Annotated in this window: 14 protein-coding genes and 1 other RNA gene; 14 read left to right on the plus strand and 1 reads right to left on the minus strand. The window is 46.6% G+C overall.

The window, feature by feature from the left end; all coding sequences use genetic code 11:
* Positions 1 to 231: 231 nt before the first annotated feature.
* From ACUTVW_RS16355 to rnpB, 13 genes are all read left to right on the plus strand, one after another.
* Positions 232 to 645 (plus strand): cytidine deaminase, encoded by a 414-nt coding sequence (locus ACUTVW_RS16355; protein WP_445646797.1) that lies wholly within the window; start codon positions 232 to 234, stop codon positions 643 to 645.
* A 31-nt stretch (positions 646 to 676) separates the two neighbouring features.
* Positions 677 to 1,576, plus strand: a complete 900-nt coding sequence (gene era, locus ACUTVW_RS16360; protein WP_434750098.1) for a GTPase Era — start codon at positions 677 to 679, stop codon at positions 1,574 to 1,576.
* A 128-nt stretch (positions 1,577 to 1,704) separates the two neighbouring features.
* Positions 1,705 to 1,845, plus strand: a complete 141-nt coding sequence (locus tag ACUTVW_RS16365) for a YqzL family protein (RefSeq protein WP_434750099.1) — start codon at positions 1,705 to 1,707, stop codon at positions 1,843 to 1,845.
* A gap of 33 nt (positions 1,846 to 1,878) precedes the next feature.
* The gene (recO, locus tag ACUTVW_RS16370) at positions 1,879 to 2,631 is read left to right on the plus strand and encodes a DNA repair protein RecO (RefSeq protein ID WP_445646798.1); all 753 of its coding nucleotides are present in this window, start codon (positions 1,879 to 1,881) and stop codon (positions 2,629 to 2,631) included.
* Between the two features lie 87 nt (positions 2,632 to 2,718).
* Positions 2,719 to 2,904, plus strand: a complete 186-nt coding sequence (locus ACUTVW_RS16375) for a hypothetical protein (RefSeq protein ID WP_445646799.1) — start codon at positions 2,719 to 2,721, stop codon at positions 2,902 to 2,904.
* A 140-nt stretch (positions 2,905 to 3,044) separates the two neighbouring features.
* Entirely contained in the window at positions 3,045 to 3,932 is an 888-nt protein-coding gene (gene glyQ, locus ACUTVW_RS16380) for a glycine--tRNA ligase subunit alpha (protein ID WP_090914724.1), read from the plus strand.
* Positions 3,925 to 6,000 carry a glycine--tRNA ligase subunit beta gene (gene glyS, locus ACUTVW_RS16385; protein ID WP_445646800.1) on the plus strand — a complete coding sequence of 692 codons (2,076 nt, stop codon included), beginning with the start codon at positions 3,925 to 3,927 and terminating at the stop codon, positions 5,998 to 6,000. Before glyQ ends, glyS begins: the two co-directional genes overlap by 8 nt.
* Before the next feature lie 207 nt (positions 6,001 to 6,207).
* Positions 6,208 to 6,696, plus strand: coding sequence for a YaiI/YqxD family protein (locus ACUTVW_RS16390; protein ID WP_445646801.1), 489 nt, complete (start codon positions 6,208 to 6,210; stop codon positions 6,694 to 6,696).
* 47 nt (positions 6,697 to 6,743) lie between these two features.
* Positions 6,744 to 8,564 carry a DNA primase gene (dnaG, locus tag ACUTVW_RS16395; RefSeq protein WP_445646802.1) on the plus strand — a complete coding sequence of 607 codons (1,821 nt, stop codon included), beginning with the start codon at positions 6,744 to 6,746 and terminating at the stop codon, positions 8,562 to 8,564.
* Positions 8,565 to 8,609: 45 nt separating this feature from the next.
* The gene (rpoD, locus tag ACUTVW_RS16400; protein WP_154888049.1) at positions 8,610 to 9,749 is read left to right on the plus strand and encodes an RNA polymerase sigma factor RpoD; all 1,140 of its coding nucleotides are present in this window, start codon (positions 8,610 to 8,612) and stop codon (positions 9,747 to 9,749) included.
* Positions 9,750 to 9,933: 184 nt separating this feature from the next.
* Positions 9,934 to 10,692, plus strand: coding sequence for a tRNA (adenine(22)-N(1))-methyltransferase (locus tag ACUTVW_RS16405; protein ID WP_445646803.1), 759 nt, complete (start codon positions 9,934 to 9,936; stop codon positions 10,690 to 10,692).
* Positions 10,668 to 11,783, plus strand: coding sequence for a Nif3-like dinuclear metal center hexameric protein (locus tag ACUTVW_RS16410; RefSeq protein ID WP_445646804.1), 1,116 nt, complete (start codon positions 10,668 to 10,670; stop codon positions 11,781 to 11,783). Before ACUTVW_RS16405 ends, ACUTVW_RS16410 begins: the two co-directional genes overlap by 25 nt.
* An 82-nt stretch (positions 11,784 to 11,865) precedes the next feature.
* Positions 11,866 to 12,275, plus strand: an RNA gene (gene rnpB, locus ACUTVW_RS16415) — RNase P RNA component class A.
* Positions 12,276 to 12,506: 231 nt separating this feature from the next.
* Here the strand turns inward: rnpB and ACUTVW_RS16420 are convergent.
* Complete coding sequence (locus tag ACUTVW_RS16420) at positions 12,507 to 13,736, minus strand: aminotransferase-like domain-containing protein (protein WP_445646805.1); 1,230 nt, start codon at positions 13,734 to 13,736, stop codon at positions 12,507 to 12,509.
* A 112-nt stretch (positions 13,737 to 13,848) separates the two neighbouring features.
* On the opposite strand from ACUTVW_RS16420, the gene pdxR reads away from it, so the two are divergent.
* Positions 13,849 to 15,375, plus strand: a complete 1,527-nt coding sequence (pdxR, locus tag ACUTVW_RS16425; protein WP_445646806.1) for a MocR-like pyridoxine biosynthesis transcription factor PdxR — start codon at positions 13,849 to 13,851, stop codon at positions 15,373 to 15,375.
* Positions 15,376 to 15,397: the final 22 nt, after the last annotated feature.

Here is a 15,397-nt window from a genome sequence, read left to right on the forward strand (position 1 = left end):
TTGATTTCCTAAGATTACACAATAACGGAGAGGACAGAAAAAACCTGGAGAAGCGAAGCGCTCGCCTTTATCATCGGATTTTCACTTTGGAAAAGTGATCGAAAAAATCCGAGGATAACAGCGATCGAAAGGTTATTCTGTCATCGGAGTGACCCACTGTAATCAAATGGTTTTAATCAACTTAACTCCAAGAGCACATCTTTATACACACCCTAAGGGAGAGAAATATCAATGGATAATGGCTTGTTAATGCAAGAAGCAATAAAGGCACGTACTAAGGCGTACACGCCATATTCCCATTTTGGGGTAGGAGCAGCCTTGCTGGATAACGAAGGTCACGTGCACCATGGATGCAATATTGAGAATGCAGCGTATACACCAGGTAACTGTGCCGAGCGTACTGCGATGTTCAGTGCCATTGCTGGAGGTCATAAGCCGCGCAGTTTCAAGGCGATGGCTATTGTAGGGGATACCGAAGGTCCGATTGCCCCTTGCGGAGTATGCCGTCAAGTTATGTTTGAATTGTGTGAACCAGACATGAAAGTCATTTTAGGAAATTTAAAAGGTGATTTGTTAGAAACAACGGTTGCTGAATTGCTGCCATGGGCTTTCGGCCCCTCAGATCTAAACACTGCCAAAAAATAAATTTCAGGCCTAGGCGCCTGAGGAGGAACATATGAAAAAACAAGCATTCAAATCCGGATTCGTTGCGATCATTGGACGTCCTAACGTGGGTAAATCCACTTTGATGAATCAGGTGATTGGACAAAAAATTGCAATTATGTCGGACAAGCCGCAAACGACTCGTAACAAAATTCACGGGGTGTACACATCGGAGCAACAACAGATTGTTTTTCTGGACACGCCGGGTATTCATAAACGTCAATCCAAACTTGGCGATTACATGAACCAGACTGCTCTGAACACCCTCGGAGAAGTGGAAGCAGCACTGTTCTTGATTGACGCTTCTGAAGGGATGGGTGGCGGTGACCGCTATATTGCGGAACAGTTGAAAAATATCCGCACTCCTGTCATTCTTGTCATGAATAAAATTGACAAAATTGAGCCGGAGGCATTGCTTCCGTTGATAGAAGAATATCGCAAACTGCATGATTTTGCTGAAATTGTGCCTGTATCCGCCATGCTGGGAAGTAATGTGAGCACCTTGTTGGAACAGCTTGGAAAGTATTTGCCTGAAGGTCCGCAGTACTATCCCGATGACCAGGTTACAGACCATCCGGAACAATTTGTATGTGCAGAGTTGATCCGTGAGAAAATTCTACAAATGACTCGGGAAGAAGTACCTCACTCCATTGCCGTGACGATTGAAGATATGAAAGTACAGGATAATGGTGTTGTTTATATCTCAGCTGTCATATTTGTGGAACGGGATTCACAAAAAGGTATCATCATCGGCAAACAGGGTGCTCTCTTGAAAGAAGTGGGTAAACGAGCTCGACATGATATTCAGAACCTGCTCGGTTCCAAAATTTTCATGGATTTGTGGGTTAAAGTGAAAAAAGACTGGAGAAATCAGGATCGTGTTTTGCGCGACCTTGGTTTCGGACGTGAATAGTCGATATTCAGGATGTGATGTGAGATTTGAAGCTCATATCCATTAATTTCAACACATAGTTTGTCTTGCAGGACTCCATCCTATCGGGTAGAACCAGACGTCATTTCCGAAGAGAGGATGAATTTCCGATGCGGGATTTTTCATGGAAGGTATTTGCAATGACAGGGGATGTGGAGTCCTATTTGTTATATACCGAGACGTGTAACTCGTCAGGACAGGAGTCAGACACTGCAAGGGAAGTGAGTGAAGATGAAGAAGCTACAGAATAAAGGGCTGATTCAGGAATGGTTAGGTGACGAGGCATGTTATATAGGGTGGAAGGCATTGTCATCCGCAGCATGGACTACGGTGAGGGAAATAAAATAATAACACTGTGCACCGAAAGTGGCGGTAAAGCAGGTGTACTTGTTCGCGGCGCCAAAAAGCCCAAAAGTCGGCATGCTGCACTGGTGCAGCCCTTTACTTATGGTCAATATGTTTATTTTCGCAACACAGGTCTTGGTACACTGAATGCTGGAGAAATTATCGAGTCCAATCATGAGCTCAGGGAAGATTTGGTGAAGGCTTCCTATGCTTCCTATGCATGTGAACTGCTAGATCGGGTGCTCCAGGATGAAGAAACGGGTGCCTTTTGGTTCAAGCAACTCAAAGCCTGTTTGCAGGCTTTGAAAGAAGATAAAGATCCTTTGGTCATTATAAGCCTGTATGAAATGAAAATATTACAGGCAGCTGGTTACGGGCCACAGCTGGATGAATGTATCTCGTGTAACCAAGAGCGGCTGGATGAGCAGTTATTTATTAGTCCCAGACTTGGCGGTGTCTTATGCAGGGCGTGTAAACATTTTGACCCGCCAGCGATGGCCGTTAGTGCAAAGACTTTGAAGTTGCTACGCTTGTTTGTGCAATTGGATCTGCAGCGCTTGGGCAACATATCTGTTAGTGATTCTACCCGTAATGAAATCAAAAAAATAATGCGTGCTTTCATGGATCACCAGTTAGGTCTTCACCTCAAGTCCCGTTCTTTCCTGGATCAGATGGAAAAGTACGGGATTTGATATGCGATCAAACTTGAAAAATAATGATTGACTTCATACTTCATTTTATATATTATGAAATATAAATTCTCTTTTTGGAGACATGCATTGAACGAGAAAGTAGGAAACGGGATTCATCATATGATTGATATACAAGTTGTACAAATGACATGTATATCGATCATAAGCGAGTCAGGGATGGTGGGAGCCTGGTTGAATCCGTTTGTGAACAAGGCACTCGGGAGCATGAATGGACACGGAAAAGTGGGCCGGGTCAAACAAGGATTTGTTTGACTCAGGCCAAGTAGGGTGGAACCGCGGGAATAGCTCTCGTCCCTACGTCTGTACATCAGGCGTAGTAGGGCGAGGGCTATTTATTATGGGTCGTACCCCTCCTATGCTTGCTAACAAACTACCCGAAAAGGAGCATGATTATGAATTTTCAGCAGATGATCTTGACGCTGCAACAATTCTGGGCCGAGCATAATTGTATTATCGTTCAGCCATATGACACGGAAAAAGGGGCAGGTACGATGAACCCAATGACCTTTTTGCGTTCACTTGGACCAGAACCTTGGAAAGTGGCTTATGTTGAGCCTTCCCGCCGTCCATCGGATGGACGTTATGGTGAGAACCCTAACCGGTTGTATCAGCATCACCAGTTCCAGGTCATTATCAAGCCTTCTCCGGACAATATTCAGGAAATCTATCTGGAAAGCTTGAATCGTCTGGGTATTGATCCACTCAAGCACGATATCCGGTTTGTTGAAGATAACTGGGAGAATCCTTCGCTTGGTTGCGCAGGTCTTGGTTGGGAAGTTTGGCTGGACGGGATGGAAATTACGCAATTTACGTATTTCCAGCAGGTCGGCGGAATTGAGACCAATCCAGTAGCTGTCGAGATCACGTATGGTATGGAACGTCTCGCCTCTTATATACAGGAAAAAGAAAATGTATTCGATCTCGAATGGGTTGAAGGCATCGCCTACGGTGATGTGTTCCGTCAGCCTGAATACGAACATTCCAAATATACGTTTGAAATTTCAGACGTTAAAATGTTGTTTACGCTTTTCAATATGTACGAAGAAGAAGCGAACAAAGCGATGGCACAGCATCTGGTATTCCCGGCATATGACTATGTGTTGAAGTGTTCCCATACGTTCAACTTGCTGGATGCACGCGGAGCTATTAGTGTTACAGAACGCACAGGGTACATTACCCGTGTCCGCAACCTTGCTCGTCAAGTGGCAGCAACATATGTGGAAGAGCGTGAGAAGCTGGGCTTCCCGCTGATCAAGAAAGGGGGAGCCGAGAATGTCTAAGGATCTGTTGTTTGAAATTGGTCTGGAAGAAGTGCCTGCACGTTTTATGCGCGCAGCCATTGCACAGCTTCAGGAACGCATCGTGAAATGGCTTGATTCATCCCGTATTGCGTATGGAGAAGTGCAAGCTTACGCTACACCTCGCCGTCTTGCGATTCTGATCCAGAATGTAGCGGAGAAACAGGAAGACGTGGAGGAAGAGGTAAAGGGACCTTCCCGCAAAATTGCGCTGGATGACAGCGGCAACTGGAGCAAAGCAGCACTTGGATTTGCACGCAGTCAAGGTGTAGAGCCTGATCAATTCAGCTTCAAGGAGCTGAACGGTGTGGAATACATTTACGCAACGAAAAGCAGTAAAGGTGTAGATACGGCATCGGTTATTGGCGAAGGTTTATTATCGGTGTTGCACGCAATGACTTTCCCGAAATTCATGCGCTGGGCGTCTTATGATTTCAAATTTGTTCGTCCGATCCGCTGGATTGTTGCACTGCTTGGCAAGGAAGTGATTGATCTTGAAGTAACAGGGGTAAAAGCAGGCAATGTAACGCGTGGACATCGTTTCTTAGGCAATGAAACGGTTGTGTCCGAGCCTTCAGCTTACGTGGATGTGCTGCGTGCTCAGCATGTCATTGCAGATGTAACTGAACGTGAGCAGATGATTGTATCCCAGATTCAGGCACTGGCTGCCGAGAAGAACTGGAATATTGCGATCAAGGAAGATTTGCTCGAAGAGGTCGTGTTCCTTGTGGAGACGCCAACGGTATTGTTCGGTACATTCGATTCCTCATTCCTGAACATTCCGCAGGAGGTGTTAATTACGTCGATGCGCGAGCATCAGCGCTACTTCCCTGTATTAAATCAGGAAGGTCAGCTGTTGCCGTACTTTGTTACGGTTCGTAATGGCGGCAGTGATTCACTTGATGTCATCGCCAAAGGTAACGAAAAGGTGTTGCGTGCTCGTCTGTCTGATGCGAAATTTTTCTATGAGGAAGATCAGAAGCTGCAGATCAAGGACGCATTGTCCAAACTTGAGAGCATCGTATTCCAAGAAGAACTTGGCACGGTGGGGGATAAAGTTCGCCGCATTCGCAAAATCGCTGACAGCCTGGCTGCGAAGTTGCAAGTATCTGGCGATGTGGCTGAATCGGTTAGCCGATCCGCAGATATCTGCAAGTTTGACCTTGTTACGCTGATGGTTGGAGAGTTCCCTGAATTGCAGGGTGTAATGGGTGAGGATTATGCTCGTAAAGCGGGTGAAAAAGAGCAAGTTTCCAAGGCCGTGTTCGAACATTATCAACCTCGTTTCGCTGGCGATCAGTCTCCTGCATCTCTTGTGGGTGCAATCGTTAGTGCGGCAGACAAAATCGACACAATCGTAGGTTGCTTCTCGATTAACATTATCCCTACAGGCTCTCAGGATCCTTATGCACTTCGACGTCAGGCAGCGGGGATTGTACAAATTTTGCTGGATCATCAGCTTCCACTGACCTTGTCCGATGTATTTGGTGCAGCACTCGAAGTTCACGCGCAGATGAATTTGTTGAAACGTGCAGATGCAGAGGTTCGTAAAGATCTGCAGGACTTCTTCGCATTGCGAGTGAAAAAATTGCTTTCGGAGACAGTACGATATGACGTTGTTGATGCAATCATTGCTTCCGGATTCGATGATATCAGTGCGATCGTTCCAAAAGGCGAAGCATTGATGAAAGCCGTGCTGGCAGCGGATGAATTCAAAACAACATTGGAATCGTTCAACCGGGTAGGAAACCTGGCAGCTAAAGCATCGAACGCTTCCGTACATCCTGAACTATTTATAGAAGATGGAGAGCGTCAGCTGTTTGATGCATGGAATCAAACAAACGGGGACTACCGCGATGCTTTGTCTAAGCATAATGCTGCAGAAGCTTTGGCTATCGCTTCAGCATGGAAGGGTGCCATCACGCTGTTCTTTGATTCTGTCATGGTCATGGCCGAAGATGAAGCGGTTCGTGCCAATCGACTAGCTCTGCTTGCAGCCATAGATCAGGATTTAAAATGTTTTGCTGACTTCTCCAAATTAGTTGGATAAATCTTTTGAAATTCAGTGATTATTTTCGTATAACTCAGCAGAATATAAGTGCCGTATTAAAGAACGATATAAGAGGGTATAAATATACGGAACGGGTTGTTTCAGTGTCTGAACAGCCGCTCCGTATTTTTAGCCTCTGTTTTTCTCCATTCAGTACAGAAGGATTTTCAGTGACCGAGGTCGTATATTACAATATACAGATATTTTATGAAACCGGGTGATCTGGGTTTGAGTGAATTGAATATACGTCACATCGTTGTTGATGGAGATGCCTGCCCGGTCAAGACTGAGATTGCTAACACAGCACGTCTCTTTCATATTCCTGTACTGTTGGTCTCTTCCTTTGATCATTTGCTGCAAGGAGGAGAGGGTGTACGCACCGTACAAGTGGATCGGAGTGATCAGAGCGCAGATTTGTACATTGCGAATCACATCAAGCCGTATGATGTAGTTATTACGCAAGATTACGGACTTGCAGCGCTTGCGCTTGGCAAACGGTGTTATGTTTTATCGTTTAGAGGTCGGGAATTTAATGATCGGGATATTGATTTTATGCTCGATTCCCGTCATACTGCGGCAAAAGCTCGGCGCAGAGGGCATTATGGAAAAGGTCCAAAACCCTTCACAGAGCAGGATCGAGAAATTTTTCAACATAAACTGACAAAACTTTTGAAAGATTTGCAGGAGAATGTGTAAGTTTATCGAATTATATTTACGTGTTAGAAGAGATGAAGGTGGCCGAGATGAGTACCGGACAAGGCGGTATACCCGAAAGTATTATTGAATCGGTATTGCAGCAACATGATATCGTGGATACGGTAAGCCGATTTGTGCATCTGACCAAGCAGGGGAAGTATATGAAAGGCCTCTGTCCTTTTCATTCGGAGAAGACGCCTTCGTTCACCGTCACACCTGAGAAACAGATTTTCTATTGCTACGGTTGCGGCACGGGCGGAAATGCCATCAAATTCAGGATGGAAATCGAAGGGTTATCCTTTCCCGAGGCTGTCAAAACGATGGCAGAAGAAAGTCATATCTCCATGGGGGACTGGCAGGGGCGCGAAACAGCCCATGTTAATCCGGAGACGGCACGTCTGCTGGAAGCTTATGAGCTTACCGCTAAGCTGTATCATTTTTTGTTGAAAAATACAGAGCATGGCAAAGTGGCCATGGAATATTTACGCTCACGCGGTATCGGTGACAAATTGATTGAACAGTTTCAGATTGGTTATGCTCCAAATCGCTGGGACACGCTCGTACAATTTCTGGAAAAGCGAAGCTATCCGCTGGAAGAGATGGAGCGAGGCGGACTTCTGTCAGAGCGAAGTGAAGGTCACGGATATGTGGACAAGTTCAGAGACCGAATTATGTTTCCGATCCATGGCAGGAGCGGCAAGCCGATTGCATTTGCGGGGCGGATATTGGGAGATGGACAGCCGAAATATTTGAACTCGCCAGAAACTCGGTTGTTTAACAAAGGTCGTGTTCTTTACAATCTGCATCAGGCTAAAAATGCAATACGTAAACAGAGACAAGTCATATTGTTTGAAGGATACGGTGATGTGATCTCTGCATGGGATCAAGATGTTCAGAATGGTGTTGCAGCCATGGGAACGGCGCTTACGGAGAATCAGGCTTTGATGATTAAAGGCATGTGTGATGAAGTTATCCTTTGTTATGACGGCGACCGAGCCGGACAGGCTGCCGCAATGAAGAACTTCCCTATTTTGGAGGAAGCCGGATTGCAGGTTAAGGTGGCGCTCATTCCTGAGGGACTTGACCCGGATGATTTTATCCGAAAGCACGGCGGTGAACGATTCCGTAACCAGATCATAGATGGCGCTGTAACAACTACAAAATTTAAGCTTATAAACCTCAAAAAAAACCATATACTGCTAGAAGGCGGCGGACAAATCGCTTATTCCAAAGAAGCAGTGAAATTGATTGCTCCCTTGTCTTCACCAACGGAGCGCGAAGTATATCTTCGTGAACTTGCGGCTGAAGTCGATGTATCCTTTGAAACATTGAAGCAAGAATGTAACGAGGAACGGGAAGCAATGAAAAATAACGAGGATTATGGGGATAATAACCCGAAAAGGTGGAATAATGGTAGGCAACAAAATAGGCATGTGCCTACACCCAATCTGTTGCCAGCGTACCATTCTGCTGAGCGCAAACTGATCGCCTGGATGTTACAGGATGATGAAGCGGCTCAGTATGTAAATGAACATCTTGGCGAGGCTTTTAACTTGGATGATCATGCAGCAATTGCTGCTTATCTATATGCCTATTATGCGCAGGGCAAACCGCCGGATACAAGTCGTTTTATGTCTTCGTTGCATGATGATCGTTTGGAAAAGACGGTCAGCTCAATCTCGATGATGGATGGCCCAGGTGAATGGAGTATCCAGGTGCTCGATGATTGCATCAGGGAAGTATTGAAGTATCCGCGCAAAAAACAGTACGATCTGAAAAAAGAAGAAATGATTGCTGCAGAGCGGGCAGGTGATTCTGTACGCGCGGCACAAATTGCACTTGAGATGATTGCCCTAGAGAGACAGTGAACGTCTGGATGACTTGGATGTTTCTAGGGAGGAGGGAGTCGAGTTATGGCGAATGATCAGCATACTGAACTAGAAACAGAACTAACACTGGATCAGGTTAAGGATCAATTGATTGAATCAGGTAAGAAAAGAGCTTCATTGAACTACAAGGAAATTATTGAGAAACTCTCCCCGTTTGAGCAGGATGCAGAGCAGATGGATGAGTTTTACGAACAGCTAAGCGACCTCGGTATCGATGTTGTTAATGAAAATGATGAAGAGGTAACCCTTCGTCCTAGCGAGGATTCCGAAAACAATGGTCGAGAGGGAGACGATGAGTTCCATTTTGATGATGATCTAAGCTTGCCTCCTGGTATCAAAATTAATGACCCTGTACGGATGTACCTCAAGGAGATTGGACGTGTACCTTTGTTGTCAGCCGATGACGAAGTGCAGCTCGCCAAACGGATTGAGAACGGGGATGAAGAAGCGAAGCGTCGTCTGGCCGAGGCCAACCTTCGTCTCGTTGTCAGCATCGCGAAGCGTTATGTAGGACGCGGAATGCTGTTCCTGGATCTGATTCAGGAAGGTAACATGGGTCTGATTAAAGCGGTAGAGAAATTTGACCATAAAAAAGGTTACAAGTTCAGTACGTATGCAACATGGTGGATTCGTCAGGCCATTACACGTGCTATTGCTGACCAGGCACGTACCATTCGTATCCCTGTGCACATGGTAGAAACAATTAATAAGCTGATCCGGGTATCCCGTCAGCTGCTGCAGGAACTAGGACGCGAACCAACTCCTGAAGAAATTGCTGCAGAGATGGATCTGAGCGTAGAAAAAGTACGTGAGATTACAAAGATTGCACAGGAACCGGTTTCCCTCGAAACACCAATTGGTGAAGAGGATGATTCCCATCTTGGTGATTTCATCGAGGATCAGGAAGCACTGGCTCCGGCAGATGCTGCTGCCTATGAACTCTTGAAAGAACAACTTGAAGATGTTCTGGATACCTTGACAGAGCGTGAAGAGAATGTGCTTCGTCTGCGTTTTGGTTTGGATGATGGACGTACGAGAACACTCGAAGAAGTAGGTAAAGTGTTTGGTGTTACGCGTGAACGTATTCGTCAGATCGAGGCCAAGGCCCTTCGTAAATTGCGTCACCCGAGTCGCAGCAAACGACTCAAGGATTTCCTCGAATAATTGAACTGTGGGAGACTTTCTGCGAGACGCTTTGGCGGCGGCGGGGTCTCCTTTAGTTTTAATTTTAACAGTTATATTTCTTTCTTTTGGAAATTCATCCTTGAAATGTTTGATTGGATTTCATTTTATCGCTTTTCTTCACTCAATGCAAATCAATAAATTAAATGAACGGTGTAGGTGCCCCATGAAACTTTCGAATCGATTACAACGAATACATGATCAAATTCCTGGAGGAAGCCGGTTGGCGGATATCGGCTCAGACCATGCTTTACTGCCTGTCGCTGCAATTCGCAGTGGAAAAGCCATAAGCGCAATAGCTGGAGAAGTAAATCCGGGGCCGTATGATGCTGCTTGCAAACAAGTCAGTGATGCCGGACTGAAGGGGCAAATTACGGTACGTCGAGGAGACGGACTTGATGTCATTACTGCTGGAGAAGTCGAGGTTATTACTATTGCTGGTATGGGCGGTGCGTTGATTGCTTCCATTCTGGATCGAGGGATCGCCAAACTGGAAGGTGTACAGTTGCTGATTCTGCAGCCCAATGTAGGCGAGGATATTCTGAGACGCTGGTTGTTAGATCACCATTGGGTTGTTGTTGCCGAACAGCTTCTCGAAGAAGACGGCAAGATATATGAAATTATTACCGCGATGCCGCAGGCCAGCAGTCCAATTGCAAATGAAGAGGTATACCGCGCTCGCCCTTTACAAGGTGAGGTGGAATTAACTGAAGATTTGCTGCTACGTATGGGGCCGTACTTGACGGATCGTCCAACGGGAGTATTTTTTGCCAAATGGGAAAGCGAAATTGTCAAATTACAGGGCGTGGTACAGTCCATCTCCAAGTCCGATCAGGATTCTTCCAGAGACAAAGCAGCTGAGGTGGAACGGCTTATCGCAAGTTTGAAGGAGGTATTGGCATGTTTGCCAAAGGTCAAACAGTAATTCAAATGATGGAGCGACTTGCTCCAAAACATGTGGCAGTACCGGACGATCGTATTGGTCTGCAGCTGGGCAGTCTGCAAAAAGAGATTACTCATGTTCTCGTTGCGCTGGATGTCACAGACGAGGTTGTGGATGAAGCGATACGGATCGGAGCCAATCTGATTATTGCCCATCATGCTATTATTTTCCGCCCCGTAAAATCACTCAGTACCGATACACCTATGGGCAAATTGTATGAGAAGTTGATCAAACATGATATTGCGGTATACATCAGTCACACCAATCTTGACGTAGCCGAGGGTGGCATCAATGACTGGATGGCGGAGGCGCTTGGTATTGAGAGTAAGGAATCGCTGGAGGATGTGTATACAGACCAACTGTACAAGCTGGCGGTATTTGTGCCAAGGACGCATCATGAGCAGGTATTACAAGCAATTCTGGAGGCTGGGGCTGGCAGTATCGGTCAGTATAACAAGTGCAGCTTCAGCACGGAAGGAACAGGCACATTTGTACCAGGTGAAGGCACACAGCCGTTTATCGGATCACAGGGTCAGATGGAACGAGTGGAAGAGATGCGTATTGAGACAATCGTACCTCAGAGTTTGAGAAACAAGGTCATTCAGGCGATGTTAAAGGCGCATCCTTATGAAGAAGTGGCGTATGATCTCTATGCGATGGATTTAAAAGGGCGTACACTTGGCCTGGGGCGTCTTGGACCACTTCGTGAATCTAAAACCCTTGGCGAACTGGTAGAGGTCGTGAAAGCTAAACTGAACGTGCCTCATGTTCGTGTCGTCGGCGATTTGAGCAAAAAGATTAAAAAAGCGGCCGTGCTCGGCGGTTCAGGCAGCCGTTATGTACTTACCGCACGTTTCAAGGGAGCAGATGTTATCGTAACCGGGGATATTGACTATCACACAGCACATGATGCTTTGATGGCAGGAATGTGTATTATTGATCCAGGTCATAATACTGAGAAAATCATGAAACCCAAAACAGCAGAGTGGCTGCGTGCTCAGTTTGCAGAACAGCGGTATGAGACACAGGTATCTGCATCAGACGTAGATACAGAAGTATTTCGTTTTTTGTAAAAAAAGGGATGTAGCCTGATTTCCATTAATATTTAGCTTGTATGGGATAGCAAATGCCTGTATACTATGTAATGTTGTTCGGAAAGCTTGACAGACAATCGCTGGTGGCCTTCGTTGCCACGAGAGGAAAGTCCGGGCTCCACAGGGCAGGATGCTGGATAACGTCCAGTCAGCGCGAGTTGAAGGATAGTGCCACAGAAATGGACCGCCGATGGCCGGATTTTCCGGCACAGGCAAGGATGGAACCGAGGTGTAAGAGACCCCGAGGAACGCTGGTGACTTCGTTCCTGGTAAACCCCATCTGGAGCAAGACCTAATGGGACACGGTCACCTCTTTGGAGGGGACAGCCTTAGCCCGAGGTGTGTCTAGGTTGGTCGCTTGAGCTGTGCAGCAATGTATGGCCTAGATAGATGATTGTCGCTTCTGGTGGGAGGGTAGTTCCCGTTTGAACCACGAAGAGCACAGAACCCGGCTTACGGTAAGCTTTCCTAACTCAACAACTATACTTTTAATGATTCCTGTTCATGACAGGACAGGTTATATAAAATAAGGCGGCAGATTCGGTTTAACGAATTTGGCGCCTTTTTTTATTCGATTTTTATCCACGGAGAAAAGAGAAGCATGCTCGAATAAAGAAAACCGCCTATCCCTCATATGGAATAAGCGGCCAATGGTTACGGCAATCAATTACAACTCATTACAGTTTCATGTTTGCCAATTCGTTACATCGTAACGACATGGTCTGATTGATTGGAAGCATGCCAGCGCTGGATCGCGCGATCCATCCGCTCCACAGCTTCAGGAAGTAGTTCCGGGTCGGTGTGGGTAAAGTTGATGCGCATCCGGTTAAGTTCTGGCGTGCCCGCATAGAATGAATCACCAGGTACAATACATACTTTCTCTTGAATGCCATAAGTGAATAAATTGCTGGCGAGCATACCCTCGGGCAATTGCAACCATAGGAACATGCCACCTTGTGGTGAATTCCATGTGATGCCATCCCAAGATTTGGACGCCATCAGTGCGGTCAGCTTTTGCATACGCTGCTCATAGTCTTGAGAGATCCGACGAATATGAGCATCCAGATCAAAGGTTTCAAGCAAAGCATGTAGTGCCCGCTGATCGATGCTGCTGGAGTGCAAATCTGCCCCCTGTTTAGCCCGGGCTGCGATTTTGACAATGTCGGGAGCGGCCAGAATCCAGCCTGTACGAAGACCTGGAGCTACCGTTTTGGAAAAGGTGCTGGTGTAAATCACGTTCGAAGGTCCTTCATAGGAAGCGGCATCCAGTGCAGCAAGTGCAGGAACGTCTAGCTGTTCCGGATTAAAGCGGATTTCGCCATAAGGGTCGTCTTCCAGAATAAGCACATTATATTTACGGCATAAATCCACGGCTTGTTGTCTTCTTTCCCGTGACCATATTTTTCCTGTCGGGTTAGAGAACGTAGGGTTAATGTAAACGAGTTTAGGTCGGTGCAGTTGAAGCTGCTCCTCAAGCGATTCTGGCAACATGCCGTGATCATCACAGGCTACGCCATGCGAGACGCCTTGATAGGATTGGATGACCTGCAAAGCTGCGAGGTAAGTGGGTGATTCAACGAGCACGCGATCACCAGGGTCCACGAGGATGCGACAGATCAGGTCAATGGATTGCTGTGATCCTGTAGTCAAAAGCATATGGTCAGGTGAAGCCGGCAGTCCTTTTGATTCCAGACGCTCGGCAATTTTGACACGAAGAGGTCGGTAGCCTTCCGTCTCTGCATATTGAAGAGCGGCTGATCCGCTCATAAATACTTTTTCATAAGCCAGGCGAATAGCCTCCAGCGGAAATGAAGTCTGTGCTGGCAATCCCCCAGCAAGTGAGATCATTCCAGGTGCCTGAGCAGCCTGTAACATGTCACGAACGACAGAGGACGGGGTGTTTTGTGCCATTTTGGACCAAGGTGTATTCATATTATTCTCATCTCCTGTTATTCACTGTTATACTGATATTATAAACTATATTAGGCGTAACACACTATAACAGTAAAACAACGATCATAACAGTTAGGGGCGATAAGTAGACATGCATATGGAGCTAAAACGAGGAAGCAGTACCAAATTATATATGCAGATTGCCCTGACGCTCGCGGATCGCATCCGCTCAGGTTTGATTGAGCCCGGAACCCGGCTGCCATCCGTTCGTAAGATGACTGCTAATTTGGGCGTTAGTTTGGTTACCGTAACCAAGGCCTATGCAGAACTGGAGGCCATTCAACTGATTCGTTGCTCTCAGGGGAAGGGGTGCTACGTAGCCGGAATCGAGCCTTCCACGCAGATCAATCGCACAGGGCATGAAGATCTTGCCCACAGAATAAGCAACAGTGACTCGGGCGGATCGCTGAACTGGCAGATGACCTTGGTTGATTATTTGCCCAGAGCGCAACTGTGGAGGCATTTCGACGCATCCCCTCAAGTCCGCTATGAACTGCATATGTCGGCCATTCAGCCCGAGTTATTACCTACGCGTGATATTATCGGCAGTGCTTATCATCTATCTTCAGATCATGCGGAGCGAATGGCGGCTTATGGATCATTTCAAGGAGATTGGGAACTCAGACAGACGTTTGCGACACATTTCGCTTCTCGCGGACTTCAAGTCACACCGGAAAGAATGTTAATCACGAGCGGTGCACAGCAGGGGATTGATCTGGTAGCTCGTACATTTATCGGTCCTGGTGATGTTGTCTATATGGAGGCACCCACGTATACAGGGGCAATTGACGTATTCACGAGCCGTGGGGCCAAGATCATTACGGTTCCTATGGACAACGAAGGTATGCGTATTGATCTGCTTACTCGCTTGTGTGACACGTATCCGCCGAAACTGATTTATACGATCCCTACCTATCACAATCCAACAGGGATAACGATGAGTGCCAGAAGACGGGCTCAGTTGCTTAACATTGCACAAAGTTATCATTGTCTTATTCTGGAGGATGACCCGTTTGCAGATTTATACTTCCGTGACCCACCTCCTGCTTCCATCAAATCTATGGATAATGCAGGACATGTCGTTTACATTAAAAGTTTCAGCAAAGTGCTGTCTCCAGGTTGCCGTGTAGCTTGCGCTATAGCGGACGGGAGTGTACTCACCCGGCTTGTAGCCGCCAAATCAACGGCCGATCTGGGGAGCCCGCTATTAACACAGAAGGCATTGCTGGCTTACATTCATAATCAGTACGATACTTATGTATATCAGCTCAGAGAAGAGCTGTACTCACGCTTATGTGCTGCTTCAGACGTGCTGGAGAAGCATGCGACAAGGGACATGCAGTGGCGTCTTCCCGAGGGGGGGCTTAATTTATGGCTGGAATTCCAGGGGAACATGGATATACATGAGTTGCATCGGCAGTCTCTCGCTGCGGGGGTCTCTTTTCTGCCTGGTTCTGCCTGCTATGTTGCAGAGAGCGACACATCCAGTTTACGGATATGCTTCACTGTGACGAGTTCCGAAGCTTTGAAGCAAGGTCTTCGTATTCTGTGTTCTGTCATCGATAGGGTCTCTTCACAACAAGCTGGGGCAACGGCGGACAGGCTACCGCTTATTTAATTTTAGAATAATGGACATCCAT

It is taken from the genome of Paenibacillus sp. TSA_86.1 (assembly GCF_052691815.1).